Consider the following 19,599-nt stretch of genomic DNA (forward strand, 5'->3'; position numbering starts at 1 on the left):
GGTTTGGCTATATGCATATAGCCTTAATGTATCGTCATTTTTCTTAACCAAAACCGACTCAAGGTATGAATTTATCCATGCACGGCAAAGCCTGGCCTGGCAGCCGTTTTATGTCTTCCGAAATCTTAAAAATTATGCGCCTTGCTATTTATCTGATATTGGCCAGTTGCCTGCAGATTCATGCAAAAGGGTTTTCTCAGAAGGTTACTTTTTCCGGCAGGAATGTATCATTAACACATGTGTTGAACACTATTAAAGAACAAACAGGTTACCTCTTCTGGTACGATGCCCGTTTAATTGAAAATGCACATCTTGTGAATGTCTCCTTGAAGGATGCCTCCATTGATGAGGCAATGTATGTCTGTTTGAAAGATCAGCCAATTACTTACAAAATTGAGGACAATACAATTGTATTAAGTCCTAAAAAAATAATTGATCCCGTTATACTATTCCGGCAGGTAATCACAGGTATCGTAAAGGATGAAAAAGGTACGCCTTTACCAGGTGTATCTGTACGTGTAAAAGGTGCACAAAAAGGAACTTCAACCAAACCTGATGGTAGCTTTGAGCTGGATGCACCAGCTGGAGCTACCCTCGTATTTTCTTTTGTTGGTATGGAGCAGAAGGAGGTGGTCGCAAATTCAGGCGTACCGCTCAAGATAGTGCTGGTGTCCAAAACAGGTGCCCTGAATGAAGTAGTTGTAACCGGGTTTGGTGACCGTAACAAAGGTGAACTGGGTTATAGTGCAGTAACCGTATCTGGTTTGGATGTGCAGAAAGCAACTCCCATCAACCCGATCGCAGCGCTGCAGGGTATGGTGCCCGGGTTACAGGTACAATCAGGTACCGGTGGCCCCCAGGGTACTACACGTTTCCTGATCAGGGGAAGTGCTTCTCTTGACCCTTATGGCAACCAGCCACTGGTAGTAGTGGATGACATTATCATGGACCAGGATGTAATTATGCCTAACAAAGGCAGTGATCAGGATATGGGTAACATACTGAAAGACATCAACCCGGACGATATTGAATCTATCACCGTACTGAAAGGTGGTGCTGTTACCGCACTGTATGGTAGCCGTGCTTCCAATGGCGTGATTCTCATCAAAACAAAAAAAGGGTTTAAGCAAAAAGGTCTGGGCGTGAATGTGAGTGCTGATATCTATGCGAGCACACCCTATAAAACCGTAGATTTCCAGGATAAATTCGGGTCAGGTTATGGCCTGAGTGACTTCGTTACTGACGCTGATGGCAATCTGAATGTGAATCCTAATACTTATGGTTACAATTTTGGTCCTGAAATGACAGGCCAGACTGTAATTGATATCACCGGTAAAACCATTAAAAATAATCCACGTCCTCATAATATTCTGGATGCATTTCGCACCGGTATAACCAGGAACTTTAACGTAGGATTATCAAATGGTAGTGAACTCGGTACGTATAGAGTATCTTATTCCAATCTGCATTCAGAAGGTGTGACACCCAACAATGATTTGAAAAGAAATAACCTCACCTTCCGGGGTACTACCAAGATTGCCAATGTACTGACAGTAGATGCAAACATGACTTATGTACAGAGCACTGCCCTGAACCCTGCTAACACGGGTAGCACCTATGGTACTATGAAGAACTTTGTATATGGCGGTACACGTAACTACGATACGAAGTACTGGATGAATAACTATATTGATAAAACGAACGGTGGTGTAAATAACAATGACGTAAGTGGATTGACATGGTATGTATGGTATCCTATTTACCAGAACAGAATGACGCAGGTAGAAAATAACTTCAGGGGAAGCCTGAATCTGAAAGCAGATTTAGCCAGCCATCTGAGATGGGAGGCCCTTGCAAATGTGAACTACATTGGTACTGAATATGATAATAAAGTAAGAGGTAAAGATGAAGGCTTCGGCAATCCAGGATATTCTACCAGCAGTACCAACAAGAGAGTAGAGCGTTACATGTCTAATCTGACTTATACCAATGACCTGACATCCTCTCTGAGCCTGGTCGCACAGGCTGGTGGTGAAATAGATAGAGGTATTCAGAAATATATGTATGCTGAAATGAATGGTTATATCCTGCCTGATATCTATCGCCTTTCCAACTCTTCAGGCACACCAAATGTTACGGAAGGTGCACCTAACCAATATCAGACCAGCTCTGCATTTGCACAGGCTACACTCGGCTATAAACAATATCTTTACTTAAACCTCTACGGCAGGAATGACTGGAATTCAACACTGGTTTACAATGATGGCCATGGTAACTATTCCTACTTCTATCCTGGTGCTGATATCTCCTGGATCTTCACAGATATGTTCAAGCTGCCGGCAGCATTCGATTATGGAAAGTTTCGTGTGTCTTATGCAAGCGTAGGTGGAGGTACATCTAACTATAAAGCGAATACCGGTGCTTATTCTGCTAATACACCCTATGTAAATGCAGTAGGTGATAACGTGGCAAACTATAGTTATTCTTCCAATACATTGCCTAACCAGACATTATTACCTACCCGCTCTAACAAGTTTGAAACAGGCCTTGAACTGAAACTTTTCAAAAACAGACTGGGTGCTGATATTACTTTTTACAACCAGGACAGCAAAGCACAGATCATTAGTTTCTCTGCCCCTGTTGAATCAGGTGTAAACGCTACCCTGATCAATGGTGGAAAGGTACGTAACCGTGGATGGGAAGTACGAATTAATGCTACACCTGTTAAGACAAAGAATTTCTCATGGGATACCTACTTTAACTATACCCGCAACAGAAATAAAGTATTGACCTTGCCATATGGATTAGACTATGTAACACTGGGTAGCGGAGATGGATTCTCTGTGATAGCTAAAAAAGGTGGCGACTATGGTACCATCATCGCTAACTATGGATATGCACTGTACAACAGCCCTGATGGGAAACATAGTGAAAACAATGGGAAACATGTAATTACTACTTCCGGTGCTAAGAGTTCTTCTTACTATGTAAGAGCACAAAACTATGCTGATGGCACCTCCAAAAGCCCGGCAGTAGGTAATATCACCCCTGATTTCCTGGGTAACTGGCGCAATAACTTTAACTACAAAAACTGGCAGTTAGGTTTTGTACTTGACAGCAAGTTCGGTGGTAAGGTATATTCCTTTACACACGATCTGGGTAGCTGGCTGGGTAGTATGAAGAGCACTATTCCCAACAGAAATGCTAAACTGGGTGGTTTAAAATATACCAACTCGTCTGGTGTGGATCAGGAGAATGGTATGATCATCGATGGTGTGTACAAAGATGGTACTGTGATCACCGGCCTGGATGGTAACTCACATGACATCTCCGGAATGACGATGAAAGACGTATATGCCAATGGATGGATCAATCCAACAAGTGCTTTCGCCTATTATCAGAACACGCATAGCTGGGGGAATGGTATCCGTGAATCTTCAATGTTTACTTCTTCCTGGGTATCTCTGCAGCAGGTAAGTCTTACTTACGATATGCCGGCTAAGGTAGCCAGTAAGTTTAAAATGAATGGAATGCGTCTTTCCATTATTGGCAACAACCTGATGTACCTGTATAACAGTGCCAAAGACCATATCAATCCGGACAACCTGAACAGCAGCGGATCTGATGCATTCCAGGAAGTATCTGCTATGCCTTATATCCGAAATATAGGTTTTCAGATCTGGGGTAGCTTCTAATTTTAAAAGTAAACTTGTTAAAGATGAACATGACGAATAAACTAAAATATATATTCCTGTTGCTGCTTGTACCGGCTTTGTATATCGGATGCAGCCGCGAAAAGTTTGCAGAAATGAATACTGATCCGGATGATCTGTTAAGTATAAATCCAGAGACAGAATTTACTTCTGCTTTATTAGCCATCAATAATAGTAGTTTCGAGTATTATTACGATCATAACAGGGCAATGTACTACTGGACACAGTCCTTTGTAACATTAAATGGAGCCTCTTCTACAGTATATGATGGTTCTGGTAACCTGAATCAGCGGTATAGCAATTTTTATAATAATGTAGGAAATCAGCTGGTGGATGTGCAAAAACTGATCGAAAAAATGACAGGTGAGCAGCGTGAGAAGTATACCTATCTGCATGCCATAACCTACATTCCGCTGGCTTATTATGCAGCTTATGTATCTGATGTACAGGGTAGCATTGCATACTCCCAGGCATTCCAGGCAAGGTATACCGGGTTACTCACACCTGCTTATGATACACAGGAGGAATTGTTTTCTAACCTGCAGGTAAAACTGGATAGTGTTGTGCAGGTATTAAAATCCACTCCTTCTGTTGAGCAGGTAAATCTGGGTACGGCTGATGTGGTATATGGTGGTGATGAAAAGAAATGGATCAGAGCGGCAAACAGCTTGCGTTTAAGATTAGCCATGCGCCTTTTAAACAGGGATGCTGATAAAATGAAGACCCTGGTGGCTGATATCCTTTCAGATGATGGGGGATTGATCAGCTCTAATGAAGAGAACTGGCAGTTTGTAGGGGGTATTAACTTCGCATCTGGTGGCAATTACAACCCTCAAAGTAATGGAGATGTATCTGGTTCTAAAAACCTGATTGATTTTATGTCTGCTACATCAGATCCTCGTATCAGGATTTTCTTCCAGAAATCTGATTTTACAAAAGATAAATTTGATTCTGCAAAGGCCCAGGGTAAACTGCCTGCTACATTGACATGGGATGGACAGCTGTATAGAGGGCAGTTTGCAAATCCATCTGCTTCTTCAGTATCTGCTTACAGCTATTATTTTTCAGACATTTCTTATAGCTATAAAGGCGTAACCACCGCAGATAGATGGGTGTCTAATGTCCAGGATAGATTATTTTACAATCCTGAAACCAAGGCGCATATTACATTCCCTGTTGTTACTTATGCTGATGTTTGCTTTATGCGCGCAGAGCTGGCGGTAAGAGGGATCACCAGTGAAGATGCGTCAAGCCTGTATACTGCAGGTATAGAAGCGTCTATCAAGGCGTATGATGAAATGGGGAGTAATGCTTCCCTGAGCGACTATACTACCCTGAGTGCTACTGAGATTGCAACATATCTTTCTCAAACTGGCGTGGCATATGATGCTGCCAATGCATTGGAACAAATCTGCATTCAGGAATATCTGAACTGTTTCAAAAATCAGAACGAAGCATGGGCAACCATCAAACGTACTGGTTATCCTTCTATGACAAGCAGTATACTTAATAGAGAGACTGTAGTAGTAGATGGTGATACGAAGACAATGCCAAGACGCTTTATTGTTAGTTATCCTTCAATATCTGATCTGAACTATACTAACAGGTTAAATGCAATCGAGGAGATGACGAAAGATGCTGGTTTCAGTACACCAGATGACATTACAGGTCGGGTATGGTGGGATACTGCTAATTAATAATGCTACCGGTGGCTACATTCATAGCCACCGGTTTTTTTAAATTAAGTGATGTATGAGGGTGTTAGTTTTCCTTTTATTGATCTGTAATTTTGCAGTAGCGCAGCGTGTGCAGCAATTTCTAAAACAGGTACATACACCTATGGTGGCCATTGTATGGCTATCGCCAGAATGCCCGTTGTGCAGGAATTATACTAAACCATTGAATGAACTGAGCCGGAAATATGCCAACACAGTTACTGTGGTCGGCGTCTTTCCAGGCCATTGGTATACCCAAAAGGATTACACTGCATTTCAAAAGAAATATAAGGTCTTTTTTCCATTGTTAACCGATAGAAAAAACAAATTGGGTAAGCATCTGCATGCATCTGTAACACCGGAAGTATGTCTCCTGAATAAAAAGGGGAAAGTGTTGTATCAGGGAGCAATTGACAACTGGGCAACTGGTTTGGGACAAACAAAAACCAGCACTGCAACAGAACATTACCTTGAAGATGCAATTACAAATACTATTGCCGGGAAAACCGTATATCCAACGGTTACCAAACCAGTGGGATGTTTTATTAATGATAAATGATGAGAGCACTAATTTTATTGATGGTGATATTATTGCCCGCACGCCTGTTGCTGGCACAGACATATACAGATGTACAACCTGTTTTTGCAACAAGGTGTGTGGGGTGTCACCATACAGGTGGTTCAGCACCGTTTTCATTAGCCACTTATGAAGAGGTAAAGAGAAGAATTTCGTTTATCAAAGAAGTGATCAATACCGGTTACATGCCCCCATTCAAAGCAGATGTGCACTATCGGGATTATGCCAATAACCGTATCCTGACACCGGAAGAAAAGAATACTATTCTGAACTGGATTAGTAATAATGCGCCAAAAGGGAAAACAGTGGCGCCGGCAAAAGTTGTAGATGTGAATGCCACAGCTCCTGACCTGATCCTGAAAGCAGATAAACCCTATATCGTAAAAGGCGATAACCAGGAGAGATTTGTGATATTCAAAGTGCCTTTTGAACTGAAAGATACTGCCAATATTGAGCGACTCGAATTATACACAAATAACAAGAAAGTCATTCACCATATCAATTATGGTTTTTATGCCGTGGCAGATGCCGGCAAAGACATCTCTGTAGCTCCTTCCTTTGTTGAAGCAGATATTGATACCGCCGGCCTGGAAGTAAAAAGGTTCGGACCATTAAAGCAAAATATGGTGTACTATTCCGGGTGGATACCCGGCACGACCGAAGAATTTTACCCTAAGCAGTTCGGATGGGTACTGCCTAAGCGCGGTGTCGTATTATTAACTGTACACTATGCGGCAATAGCAGCAGATGAAGTATCTACAGTAGGGGTAAAGTTATTTTATAAGAAAGGACCTGTACAGCGTAAGGTCCAGATCATCAGCCTTGGATCCGGTGGTATAGCCGAAAGAGACATTCAACCCAGGTTTGTAATCTTTCCCAATCAGGTTAGTACCTATACCCTGAAGGTAAAAACACAGGAGACGCAGTCTGTTATGTATGTATGGCCACATATGCATTTGTTAGGTAAGGAGTTTGTGGCTTACGCAGTGACGCCGGATCGTGATACCATTCCATTGGTACATATCCCTGCCTGGGATTTCCGCTGGCAGGAATTGTATCGTATGCAGCACCTGGTGAAAATACCTGCAGGTGCTATCATTCATATGATTGGAATTTATGATAATACGACGGGCAACCCTGTGAACCCAAATCATCCGCCTAAGCTGGTGATGTCAAGTGGAGATATGCGGGCCAATGAGGAAATGTTTACCCTTATGATGATCTATGTGCCATATGAGCCGGGGGATGAAAACATTACATTGTGATCGGTGATCAATCCCCTGACTGACCAGAAAAGATTCCTTTTCCAGCCAGTCACCAGGGGTTGGGATGGGGCTAATAGCGTTATCCATTCATCACGCTTTGATAGAAATTTAAAAGAGGGCTTATCTCGAAGTATTGTTGGGGCCACAAGTATGAATGCGCTTACGAACAATTCTTTCTTCGCAGTGAAGAAAGGGGATTAATTTCACTACAGGACTAATAGGCCGTTATGCTGATATGCTATTGCAGGGTAAAGAAAGGATAAAACACGCAAACCTGTATAAAATGAGCGTCTACAAAGTGTATACAAGGTATTAATTTGTAGTTGTGTAGTATGTTTTATTAATTGGTTTTCAATTTCTTATTCAATCTTGCCTTTGCCTGCCGCACACTCGCAGCTTCAATGTTTAGCAGGGTAGCAATCTCTTTTGTTGACAAATTGATGTGGAAATAAGCATATAATCTCAACTCATTATTGGTGAGATTGGGGTGTTGAGACTTCAGTTTTTCGAAGAAACCAGGGTGTACCTGTTCAAAATGCAACCTGAATTTATCCCATTCGGCATCCAGGAATTTATGTTCCCGCAATGACGATTTGATTGATTTTATACCCGGGTATAATTCGTCGATGTCGTGGATTTGTTTCTTCAGGTCATCCAGCAGTTTATTTTTCTGATAGATGTAAAGACTATTACTAACCAACTCCCGGTTATTGTTATCCAGTTTTTGCTGCAATAGATCGTTTCTGTCTTTTTCTGCCTGCATGGCCAGGGAGATCTGTTCATTTTCCTTTTCTATGAGCCAGTGATGGTGTTTACTTTGAGCAATGTCCGTTTCAAGTTTCGCTATTTCATATCCTTTGGCATCCAGTTCCTCATGAATGGTCTTGATCCGGCTCACCAGGACCATCGTGAAGGTAATGATCTGGGAAATGATGGCGATTTCCGGCAGCAGAGAGCTATTTTTACTATAATCAGGAGTAGAATTAATTATGAAAGACACGGCCAGTCCGGTGGAAAAAATAATCGGCAGCAGATTCGCCAGCATGAACACACTGGCGCCCCGTATGCGTTTCTTGTAAGCTACTACGCTGGTAATCAATAAACTTAGAGAAAGTATACAGATGAAGATGTCATCATATACCAGGGTATAATTGTCCATGTAAAACCAGCCTGAAATCGTGGTGATACACGGAACTACCTCAAAAATTATGTACCCGACCAGCAGATAACGAAGCATCCTGTCGTATGTTGGTAACAGCTCTTTGGTTCGCAGGTAGGAGCGGGTTAGCTGAATGAACCCTGTAAAGATGATGGTGCAACCAACATGTAAAAAGAGCGAGTTCAGGTCATACATATACACCGTACCATCCGGCATGACCCTGAGATGATAGTAAGAAAGGGGAAGTAACCGGGTGGTGAAATGCTTGAAGGAGGTAACAAATATCATCGCCCCCAGCTGTACCAGCAGGTACCAGATATTTACACGGTCGTGCAGTTGAAACCAGGTATATAAATTATAAGCTGCAAAACAGGCCAACAGGGAAATGGTGACGATCCAGGAAATATACATGAGGTGATCCCGACTGGCGGCGGCGATCTCTTTTTCAAGCCGGATCACGGGATGAACCTTGTATCCATAGCGCTGTATTTCGGCAAAATCTGGTCGCAGGTACAGGGTAGTAGTCGCATTGCCATTGAAAGTAAGGTGTATTTCCCCTCTTTTCCGCTGGCGTGAAGGAATGGCAGGGCCTGCCTTGTATGCTTTTCCGTCTATATATAATGTATAGTTCAGGGGCTCGGAGAGCGAGAACCGGTATTTTTCTTTGTTGGGATAGGGGTTCCCCACTATAAACTGAGCAGAATCAGTGCTGATTTCCAGTACCGGTTCATTGTTCAGATAGTGTATTTTAGATTGTGCGCGTACCCCCAACGTAACGAACAGTAATAGTATAGGACTGAAATGATTGGCGACTCCCGATGGCATAATTATCGAATAGCGGGAAAGGTAGATGATAATCAGCGAAAAAGCAAAATGATAGAAGTTGTATATTGTGAGTGTTAAATAGTTCGTATTTTTCTTTATACCTGTATTTTTTCTCGTGCCATCAGTATCCTAAACAGGCAAAATCAACCAACGACACAACAAGAACGATAACAGGTACAACAAAAGAAGGGGCAGATGAGATAAGTAATGTAGAAATTGGCAATACGAAATAGATTCTCTGTTTGCACTAAAGAAAGATTGGCCTATAAGTATGTACTGGAATTGTATCAGGATGCTGTAAAACACAAACTGGAAATGTAACCATCACTTAACACACATCTCATAATAAGTAGCTTGTAATTCATATAATTTAACAACCAAAATCAAAATCAGGCAAATCATGTCGATCCGAAATTGTCTATTAACACTCGTGTTAATACTTAATTTACCTATGTTCCTCCTGGCGCAGGAAACAACCTCAGAAATTCACGGTATAGTTACCGACGGCCAGACTGGAGTACCAGGCGCCGTTATCACAGCTGTACACACCCCTACCGGCACCCGCTATATAACCACCAGCCGTGCGGATGGTCGCTACAATTTTGCCAACGTACGTGTAGGTGGTCCTTACACCATTTCCGTGACCTTTATCGGGTATGGTGATCAGCACCTGGACAATATCAATCTGTCACTGGGCCAGGAATTTACCGGCAACTTCACCCTCGCCCCGAGTACCAAACAACTGGGCGAAATAGTGGTGAAAGGAAAGCAGGATAAAACCTTCAACAACAGCCGCACCGGTTCCCAGGAGATCATCAGCAGGGATCAGTTGGAAAAACTGCCAACCATCAGCCGCTCTGCACAGGATTTTACCCGTCTTGAACCTACCAGCAGTACTGTAGCCGCTGGTCAGAGCTTTGGTGGTAGAAGCCCCCAGTACAACAACTTTACTGTAGATGGTGCAAACTTCAACAACTCTTTTGGCCTGTCCGGTACCCTGGGTGGTCAAACAAGTGCACAACCTATCAGCCTGGATGCGATTGAGCAGGTACAGGTAAACGTATCGCCTTACGATGTACGTCAGGGTGGTTTCTCCGGTGCCGGTGTAAATGCTGTAACCAGGAGTGGTACCAATACCCTGAAAGCATCTGTATACACCTACATCAAAGGTGCAGGTACACAAGGGTATAAAGTAGGCAACAGCCAGGTGAACAAAACACCGCTGTCCTTCAATATCCGTGGTCTCTCTATCGGTGGGCCGATCATTAAGAACAAAGTGTTCTTCTTCCTGAGCTTAGAGTCTTCCCGTCAAACGGCGCCTGCTACCAGCTGGGTACCTTCTGATGCTAATCACCCTGCTAATGCCAGTGCTGGCGTGTCACAGGCCAATGCCGATACACTCAATGCACTCGCCGCTTTCCTGAAGTCTAACTTCGGCTATGACCCAGGTGCATTCACCGGTTATTCTTTCAGAACAAACAGTGATAAGGCTACCCTTAAATTCGACTGGAACATCAATGAAAAACATTCATTGACGGTGAAGTACAACTACCTGAAATCATTCACTGACCAGTTTGCGAGCAACAGCCGTCCTGCCGGTGTTACCACGGGCCAGCCAGGCACGAACTCCATGCCTTTTTTTGGTAGCGGTTATGTGATCAATAACAACTTCAACATCTTTATCGCTGAGTTGAATTCACGCTTCAGCAATAAGGTGTCCAATAAATTCCAGGTGGGCTATACCGCACTGCGCGACTATCGTACACCTAACTCTACTTCAAATACCTTCCCGCTGGTAGATATCCTGAACAACGGTAATATTTATACCACCTTCGGATACGAACCATACACTTACAACAACGTACTGAATACAGACGTATTCCAGATCTCAGACATCTTCACGTACTATGCCAGTGCACACGAGATCACAGTGGGTACACAGGACTATTACAGGAAGTACCAGAACGCTTTTGCTCCCGGCTATCAGGGCGCTTACCAGTTCAATAGTCTGACAGACTTCTACAACAGTGTAACCAATGGCACTGCCAATGCAAAAAGCTATTACCTGCAGTACTCTGCACTGAAAGATGGTTCCTTTCCATGGGCATATGCAGGTTCTACAGAACTGGGTGTGTTTGCACAGGATAAATGGAGAGTCTCTGATCGTTTTACCTTCACCTATGGTGTAAGGTTTGACATGACGATCTACAAGCAATCCTTCACTGACAACCCTAATTTCGACAAACTGATTTTCAAAGATGGCCAGTCTTACAACATTGGTAAAGCGCCGGGCAATGCAGTGCTGATCTCTCCACGCATCGGTTTCAACTATGATGTAATGGGCGACAGAACCCTGCAGTTAAGAGGTGGTTTCGGTATCTTCTCAGGTCCTCCTCCGTTTGTATGGTTGAGCAACCAGGCTAGTAACAACGGTATTCAGTGGGGTTCCTTCACGAATACTTCCGGTGTGGCCTTTAGTGCAGATCCAAATGCATACCGTCCTACAAGTGCATCAGCTAACACTTCTTACAGTGTAGCACTGACAGACAAGAATTTCAAATACCCTTCCGTACTGAAATCAAGTCTGGCGGTTGATAAAAAGATCAATGACTGGGTATTCACAGTAGAGGGTACGTATTCCAAAGATATCAATGCAGTTTACTTCTCCAACATCAACCTGAATGAGACGAATGGCTATGCATTGAATAATGGTGGTGATAACCGTATGCGATATAACACATCGCTGACTACTTCTCTGAATACAAGCAATAAGTATTATTCAGGTACCACACTTGAAAACCCTAATATCGGTAATGCTATTCTGATGAAGAATACCAACAAGGGTTATACATACAATATTACAGCAAGAATAGAGCGTACTTTTGGTAACCTGTACACCAGCGTGGCTTACGCACATGGTGATGCAAGAAATACTTCTGAAACAGGTAGCACCGCATCTTCTATGTGGAGTGCACGCGCAGTAAGTGGTGATCCAAATGGTGCTAACCTGGCATATGCTTCTTACAGACTGCCTAACCGTGTCATTGCAATGGCATCTTACAAAGTGTCTTATGCAAAGTACTTCGCTACTTCATTCGGTGCTATTTTCGAAGCAGCACCCGCTGGTGCCGTTTCTTATATTTACAATGGTGACCTGAATGGCGATGGCTTTAACAATGACCTGATCTATATTCCAAAGAGTGCGACCGATATCAACCTGATCAATGTGGGTTCTTACAATGCTACCACACATACAGGTTCTACTACAGGTACTGCTGCTGATCCAAGAACTGCTTCACAGATCTATACACAGCTGGACAACTTCATTGGTCAGAACAAATACCTCAATTTCCACCGTGGCGAAACAGCAAAAGCAAATGCTGCTGTATTACCTTACTACAAAAAACTGGATGTAAATATCACAGAAGATATCTCAGTAAAAACAGGAAAAGACAGGCATACATTGAGATTGTCTCTCGATATTATCAATGTGGGTAACTTCCTGAACAGGAACTGGGGTATTGTGCAAGCCGCTACAGTCAATAACTTCCTGAAGTTTGAAGGGTTGGCTGCTGATGGTAAAACGCCTTTATTCTCATTCCCTTATGCTGATTCAAAAAATCAGGTGTCTTATGTGAATAGCTATGCCAATAACACCGCTATTACTTCAAGATGGCAGATGCAGTTTGGTATCAGATATTTATTTAACTAAGAAAAACACTATCATAAAGAGCGTGTATAAAAAATAAATAAACCTCCTCAGAAGTGCTTAAAGGAAGGACTACCTATCTCCATTAGGTATCCGAATAAAACGAGGCCGTATCTTAAGTAAGATACGGCCTCGTTTTTTGAAAATAGTTTTCATTCCCCGTTGATGAATTCTCCTCTTTCGTGAATGTTTTATTTCGTTAATGACAATGCAGACCCTTTGATCTTCGTATTCCAATAAGTAATATAAAAAGTCCCTATAATCGAAGGCATTATCCACGTAACCAGTGTTTGTATATGCAAACCCGCCACCATAAAAGCTGTAATAGAAGCGATCAGCGCCGCCACCATCCTGCCTATATGACTACTCAGCCACGCATTTTTCTTCTCTTTAAAAACCCTGAAAGTGTAAAAATCCTTTAATGTCATATACAACCCAAACCCACCAAAGAAAGCAAACAATACGGCATTCCCACCTTTGTGCGTAGTGATCTGGTAAATGCCGATCAGCAGCATGATAACAGAAGCGCCCAGCATAGTACCCGATATCGTTTTATCAATCGTATCAGCACTGCTTTTAGTATCATACCTGAATGTGAGCGCGCGATTGCCTGCCAGTACCAGATAAATGGTAAATACCCCGATCAGGAATAAGAACAGGTTCTCATGGCCAGGCATTCGCGCGATCACCAACGATACCAGTGAGCTGATGACCATTGAATAAGAAAAAGTTTTGCCACAGTTTTTATGCAGCTTGCTGCCCTTTTTTACACCTATGCTGGCAATGCCACTGACAAGGCCCAGCCCACCACATAAGGCATGTATATAAATAAGAACTTTTACGAGCGTTTCCATGGTAATAACAATTAATGGTTAATTACATTTGGCCAGGTATCTTTCAGTCTCTGCCAGTCCCCAGTGTGGATATAACTCTGCTGGTTTCTCTGCCTTAAAGAGTTGTTCTGCTTTTACAAATAGCGGTTTAGCTTTCTCTTTTCCACCTCCAATGTATTCAGGTTTACCAAAGGTAGAAGCACCATCCAGGAAGTACAGGCGTGGGTTGTTCGGATCCAGTTTGTATCCTTCCTGCAGGTAAGTATACGCTTTGATGCCAAAGGTTTTAAAGCGTTCCATGGGATTCACCAGCATCTGTATAGTCGCTGCCATATTGCGGATGGTGCAGAACTCTGCATTTTTCTGAATTGCTTCTCCTTTTGCTGCCAGGTCATTGGCTTTCTGACCGATGGCGTCTTTATCTGCTTTAGGATCGCCAAACCCAATGCGGGTCTGTGCCAGCGCTGCATAGTAGTAAGGCAGCCACTGTGTTTTTTCCGCATCTCCTATACGTTCAAATGCCTGTGATACGGTAGCGAGTTGTTCGATGGTTTTAGCAGAATCAAGCAATTCGAGGTTATGCTGCATAGCTGCCACATACTTTGTGCTCTGTGCCTGGGCACCAATGGTGACCAGTAATGCAAGGGCGAAGATGATTTTTTTCATGTTTATATTTTAAAGGTTATCAATAGTATCCTGTCTTCTATCTATGCCCCAGTTCAATATCAGACCTACAAAGAAGGTGCGTTGTGCCGGGGGGAGAATAGGTTGTTTTACCAGGGCATTATAAGAGTAATTGTATCCTGAGATGTTCGTACGCCCAAGCAGATTGGTAGCAGAAGCATATAAAATAGCCGATGCTTTGCCGATCGTGGTCAGGTGATAAACGCTCATGTCCAGTGTTTGATAGCCATTTGTTTTGCCCTGATCTTTGATGTAGTATGCTTTGCCTGTACTATCTGGTATGATGGCATAATAAGGCCTTCCTGTAGCAAATGTGTACGTCAGACTGGCACCGGTTCCTATTTGAGTAATGAAGCGTTTTACAGAAGCGGTAGCGGTGTGATTGGCTGCAATATTAGGCATGAGTGCCGTTGGATAATTCAGGTAATCACGTTTGGTATCCAGGTAGGAATAGCTGATGCTGTAATCCAGGTGTTTGAACGAGGTCTTGTCACGGAAGTACAGTTCGATTCCTTTGGCATAACCACTGCCGCTGTTGTTGTACGTAGGCATTGTTTTAATCAGGTCTTCGTATTGCTTGTAGAATGCTTCCACTCTCAGGAAGGTACCGCGTACCTGTCGCTGATAGTTGACGATATAGTGAGTGGCTTTGGTATAACCGAGCGATGAGGTCACTTGCAGATATGTATTTTCTGGTTTTTGCCAGAACTGTCCGTATGCTGCAGAGAAGGTAGATCCATTGCCCATCCTATAGGCCAATGAGGCACGGGGTGCCACTTTGGCCTTTTGGAGGATGGAAGAATATTCTGCCCTGATGCCGATAGTAGCCACGAGCGAATTCGTAAAGTATAGTTCTGTTTCAGCAAAGCCGGCGGTCAGTTGATCCGGAAGGTCCTTACTGATTTTATTATATTTGAAATTATAGGAAGAGTACCAGTATTCACTACCAAAGCGAATGGTATTCAGGTTGCTGAATTTTTTCTCTATCACAGCTTTGCCTTGTACCAGGCTTTCTCTTCTGTCTAACCTGAAATTCACCGTATCCAGCCAGTATTTTTCAGAGACGTATTGAGGTACGTTGTTCGCATCCTGCAGCTGACTGCTGATGCTGTCGTGGGTAATGCTATAGCTGGCGGAGAGGGTCATTTTCCAGCCGTCTCCCAGGTTTTCTTTCCAGTTGAGGGCATTGAACCAGTTATAATTACTAAGGGTGATCGCCGTTTTCATATTAACCGAATCGATATTGGGATTGCGTACACCCAGTTTATTATAACTAAAGGTGGTGTAGTATTTTATCATTCCGTTCTTAGTCCTGATGCGGAAGTTAGCATCCGCATTATGAAACCGTGGACGGATATAGTAATCAGGTGTTTGTTTCACCAGTGCATAATACAGGCTGGTGTTGGTATATTGATAGTTAAAGCCAAAAGAAGATCTTTGGTTCTTTGCAAGCTTTTGTATACCCAGGCTATTCTGGATAGGAGAGATGAAGGCATTGGCTTCTGATTGCTGTGGCAGATCGATGGTCTCCATGATCAATACAGAGCTAAGGGCCTGTCCATACAGTGCGGAATAGCCACCGGTACTAAAAGCAAAGCCTTTGAACAGGGTAGCCGGGTATCTGCCACGGCTGGGTATATTGGAGGCGCTCAGGTAGTAAGGTCTGTTCACGAGCGATCCGTCTATGAACTGTTTGGCTTCATAGCTATCACCCCCTCTTACAAAGAGGCCTTCCTGGTTGCTGATCTGTTGTGCACCGGGTAGGGTATTGACCGCCCGGGAAATGTCTGCGTTGGCGCCGGCCGTGGTTTGTACGTCCAGCGAACTTAATACGGTAAGGCCTTTTTTGCCCATACCTCCTCCAAATGCGCCGGCGGTGACCGTGACGGCATTGAGTTCACTTATCTTTTCCTTGAGGGCAAAGTCTATTTGTATAGGTTCACTACCCAGGGTGATGGTTTGTACTTTGGTCTCATACCCTGTGGCGGAGGCGATCAGCGTGAAAGTACCTTTTTCTGTGGTACTGATACGGAAGCGCCCGGTAGAGTCAGTGGTGGCACCATCGTAGGTGTCTTTTAAAGCGACAGATACACCAGGTATTGCCTGCTTTTTGTTGTCAGTAACCGAACCGGTTATTTGTGCCTGCCCAAAGGCCACGGTGGTTACAAGCAGGAACAACATGATGGTAAGTATCTTTTTAGGCATACAATGAAGGGTTAATTTAATTTGGATGCGTGCAGGTCCTTTATTCTCCCTATTTCTTTTTTAAAGAGCAGGAAACTCACGGGTTTGTTTAAATATCCTACGTTGGCTAATTGTCTGGGCAATATATCCAGCACATAGTCATATGGATATTTGGTGACGAAAACATATACAATGTTCTTCTGGAATATGTCGTCAAACACCAGGTTCTCAATACCTGAAATACTGACGTCTATAAAAACTATATCCGGAGTGGACTTTCTGATGGTGGTCAATATATCGGAGGCTTTGGTCGATTTGTCGATGAGCCTTATTCCATCCGTCTGACTGATATAGTATTCCAGCATATCAACACTGAGCGGGTCTTCGTCTATTATAATGCAGGTCAAATACATTGCTGGTAGATAATTAATGAAAAAAGGGATTAAGCGGTTACAGTCGCTAAGCTGGATACACCGGTAGGCAGTGTGTTGATAGAAGAATAGTTGTTGCCCTGGCCATTAGCACCTTTGCCGCAACCGCAGGCGTTGAGCTTGCTGATGATTTCTTTGTTCAGGCTCAGATTTGATTGTTTGCCGGTAGTGTTTTTTACTTGTTTCATAGTGGTAGTTTTTTGTTGTTGATTACGATACAAACTTTCATCTTTTCCCGCCGGGCAAAAATTCTTTTAGACCAAAGTGATGTCTTACCCAACGAAATGATCACACCGTAGGCATCAAGGATTTTGAAAAACAGGAAAAATGGGGGAAGAAGGGGTGTTTTTGGAAGATTACTCACCAAAATTTGGGCTGTAAAACCCCCTTAGATAAGGAAATCCGCCAAAAAAAACATATCTTCATTAAGTATTGTAGAAAATGACCCAAAGAGAAGGCACTGATTTATAATTGTTTAGAGGCGGACATGAAAAAACCCTTTGATTTTACCCGACTACTTATCCCGGAGAATGTAAAGTATGTGCACATCGTATTCTGGTGTATTATGTTGATCCTGTATACCCTGAATATTATGTTCCTTTACTCGACGAACGGACTTATTTCCCTCATGTTTGGTTTAAGGAACCTGCTGGGGGCCATGTTTTTCTTTTATTTCATCTTTTATGTACTGGTACCGGTTTTCCTGAACAGGAAGGAACGGATCCTGTTCTTTGTAGGCCTCCTGGTTCCCTTCTGGATCTGGGCAGTGATCAACTATTCTTTTATGTCACTGCTTATTAACTATTTTACAATAGCAGACAGGGATCTACTGGCTTCGGTAAAGGTGATCGCCGATAAATCTATCTGGCAGATCATGGCGCCGCACACCATTTTGCAGACCTCCATCGGGGTGCTCATGATCGTAACGCCGCCTATTACCATTAAACTTGTGGAAGAGATCTCCCGGTCAGTGAACAGGGCACTCCGGTTGGAAAGAGATAACCTGAACCTGGAAGTGAGTTTTCTACGTTCGCAGCTAAATCCACACTTTTTATTCAACACGCTCAATAATATCTATTCGCTGTCTGTCAGAAATAATCCCAGGGCACCTGAATTAATTATGCAGCTCTCCGATATGCTGCGTTATACCCTGTACGAATCAAACCGCGAAGAAGTAGAGTTGTCAAAAGAAGCCGATTTTTTATATAACTATGTTCAACTGGAAAAAGCCAGGTATGGAAAGGATGTAGATATTCAGTTTGTATACGATGCTGAATCCCTGGAGGGATATAAGATCGTACCGTTGCTGACATTCCCGTTTATCGAGAATTCATTTAAACACGGGCTGGATACATCCACCCAAAATCCATGGCTGAAGATTTCATTTGAGGTGACGGACAATACCCTCTTTTTTGAAATCGCAAATAGTAAAGGGGACGAATCATTATTTAAACATCATAAAGAATCCGGAACGGGGGGGATAGGGATTGCAAATACGAAAAAGCGCCTATCCTTGTTATATCAGAATAAGTACTCATTATCTATCAACAATAGTCCGGATTCCCATAGCATCAACCTTAATATAACTCTTATCTAGCCATGAAGAAAATCAAATGTATCATCGTAGATGATGAGCCGTTATCCCGGGAATTGTTAGAAAGTCATATCGAGCGCATACCCTTCTTAGAACTTGTCAAATCCTGCGCAGATGCTTTCGATGCGATAGACATATTGCAGACAGATACCATTGAGCTCCTGATCACAGATATCCAGATGCCGAGAATCAATGGCCTGGAACTGATCAAATCATTGTCTAATCCGCCCTTCCTGATCTTTGCCACTGCCTATTCCAACTATGCGATCGAAGGGTATGACCTGAATGCGGTAGACTTTTTATTAAAGCCTATTTCGTTCGAAAGATTTTTAAAAGCGATCAATAAAGCAAAGAAAGATATTGATCAGAAAGCAGGAGAAGCAGCAGCATCCACTCCTGCACCTGCAAGCGCTACACAGCTGCCACAACACCTGTTTGTAAAAGACGGACACAAGTTGTCAAAGATCCTGTTCGAAGATATCCTGTATATCGAAGGCATGAAAGATTATATCAAAATAGTCACGAAACAAAAGAATGTAGTGACCTACATGCGTATGAAGAGTATTGAAGAAGTGCTGCCCGAAACACAGTTTGTACGCATACATAAGTCTTATATTATCCACCTGCCTGCTATTAAATCAGTAGTAGGAAATTCAATTGAATTGATAAATAATGAATCAATCATCATATCAAAACAACATAAACAAATGTTGATCGATCGATTGAATGTAGCTGGTAAAGTATAGCTAAACCCGCGCCAGTATTGCGGAAAGCCCGCTTCAACATAGTGTTGGAGCGGGCTTTCTGCATTTAAGCGCATTGTGCACGATATCTAAACCAAGGTTTATTTGGTGTGGTAAACTCTCAATTTCGTCTAAAAGAGTTTTTGTGCGAAGCGTTTTGTTGGACA

The 19,599-nt window shown here is 42.9% G+C and carries 13 protein-coding genes; 7 read left to right on the forward strand and 6 right to left on the reverse strand.

Annotation, left to right across the window (positions count from 1 at the left end):
- Positions 1-65 precede the first annotated feature (65 nt).
- Genes SIO70_RS06645 through SIO70_RS06660 form a run of 4 tightly spaced genes read left to right on the forward strand, consistent with a single transcriptional unit; the run spans position 66 to position 7,270 of the window.
- Positions 66-3,695 (forward strand): SusC/RagA family TonB-linked outer membrane protein, encoded by a 3,630-nt coding sequence (locus SIO70_RS06645; RefSeq protein WP_320580162.1) that lies wholly within the window; start codon positions 66-68, stop codon positions 3,693-3,695.
- 23 nt (positions 3,696-3,718) lie between these two features.
- Complete coding sequence (locus SIO70_RS06650) at positions 3,719-5,410, forward strand: SusD/RagB family nutrient-binding outer membrane lipoprotein (protein WP_320580163.1); 1,692 nt, start codon at positions 3,719-3,721, stop codon at positions 5,408-5,410.
- Between the two features lie 55 nt (positions 5,411-5,465).
- Positions 5,466-5,987 (forward strand): redoxin family protein, encoded by a 522-nt coding sequence (locus SIO70_RS06655; RefSeq protein WP_320580164.1) that lies wholly within the window; start codon positions 5,466-5,468, stop codon positions 5,985-5,987.
- Positions 5,984-7,270: a cytochrome c gene (locus SIO70_RS06660; RefSeq protein ID WP_320580165.1), complete on the forward strand. Its 1,287-nt coding sequence runs from the start codon at positions 5,984-5,986 to the stop codon at positions 7,268-7,270. Before SIO70_RS06655 ends, SIO70_RS06660 begins: the two co-directional genes overlap by 4 nt.
- Before the next feature lie 340 nt (positions 7,271-7,610).
- Here SIO70_RS06660 and SIO70_RS06665 read toward each other — a convergent pair whose 3' ends face one another.
- A complete protein-coding gene (locus SIO70_RS06665; protein WP_320580167.1) occupies positions 7,611-9,254 on the reverse strand; it encodes a 7TM diverse intracellular signaling domain-containing protein in 1,644 nt (547 codons plus the stop codon).
- Positions 9,255-9,654: 400 nt separating this feature from the next.
- On the opposite strand from SIO70_RS06665, the gene SIO70_RS06670 reads away from it, so the two are divergent.
- Complete coding sequence (locus tag SIO70_RS06670; protein ID WP_320580168.1) at positions 9,655-12,966, forward strand: carboxypeptidase regulatory-like domain-containing protein; 3,312 nt, start codon at positions 9,655-9,657, stop codon at positions 12,964-12,966.
- Positions 12,967-13,154: 188 nt separating this feature from the next.
- Here SIO70_RS06670 and SIO70_RS06675 read toward each other — a convergent pair whose 3' ends face one another.
- Genes SIO70_RS06675 through SIO70_RS06695 form a run of 5 tightly spaced genes read right to left on the reverse strand, consistent with a single transcriptional unit; the run spans position 13,155 to position 17,283 of the window.
- Complete coding sequence (locus tag SIO70_RS06675) at positions 13,155-13,817, reverse strand: hypothetical protein (protein ID WP_320580169.1); 663 nt, start codon at positions 13,815-13,817, stop codon at positions 13,155-13,157.
- An 18-nt stretch (positions 13,818-13,835) separates the two neighbouring features.
- Positions 13,836-14,462 carry a hypothetical protein gene (locus SIO70_RS06680; protein WP_320580170.1) on the reverse strand — a complete coding sequence of 209 codons (627 nt, stop codon included), beginning with the start codon at positions 14,460-14,462 and terminating at the stop codon, positions 13,836-13,838.
- Between the two features lie 9 nt (positions 14,463-14,471).
- Positions 14,472-16,685: a TonB-dependent receptor gene (locus SIO70_RS06685; RefSeq protein WP_320580171.1), complete on the reverse strand. Its 2,214-nt coding sequence runs from the start codon at positions 16,683-16,685 to the stop codon at positions 14,472-14,474.
- Positions 16,686-16,696: 11 nt separating this feature from the next.
- Positions 16,697-17,071 carry a hypothetical protein gene (locus tag SIO70_RS06690; protein WP_320580172.1) on the reverse strand — a complete coding sequence of 125 codons (375 nt, stop codon included), beginning with the start codon at positions 17,069-17,071 and terminating at the stop codon, positions 16,697-16,699.
- Between the two features lie 35 nt (positions 17,072-17,106).
- Positions 17,107-17,283, reverse strand: a complete 177-nt coding sequence (locus SIO70_RS06695; RefSeq protein ID WP_179091147.1) for a hypothetical protein — start codon at positions 17,281-17,283, stop codon at positions 17,107-17,109.
- A gap of 299 nt (positions 17,284-17,582) precedes the next feature.
- Between SIO70_RS06695 and SIO70_RS06700 the strand changes: the two genes are divergently transcribed.
- Positions 17,583-18,692: a sensor histidine kinase gene (locus tag SIO70_RS06700; RefSeq protein ID WP_320580173.1), complete on the forward strand. Its 1,110-nt coding sequence runs from the start codon at positions 17,583-17,585 to the stop codon at positions 18,690-18,692.
- A gap of 2 nt (positions 18,693-18,694) precedes the next feature.
- The gene (locus tag SIO70_RS06705; RefSeq protein WP_320580174.1) at positions 18,695-19,435 is read left to right on the forward strand and encodes a LytTR family DNA-binding domain-containing protein; all 741 of its coding nucleotides are present in this window, start codon (positions 18,695-18,697) and stop codon (positions 19,433-19,435) included.
- Positions 19,436-19,599: the final 164 nt, after the last annotated feature.

Origin of the sequence: Chitinophaga sancti (assembly GCF_034087045.1) — a bacterium.
GTDB lineage: Bacteria > Bacteroidota > Bacteroidia > Chitinophagales > Chitinophagaceae > Chitinophaga > Chitinophaga sancti_B.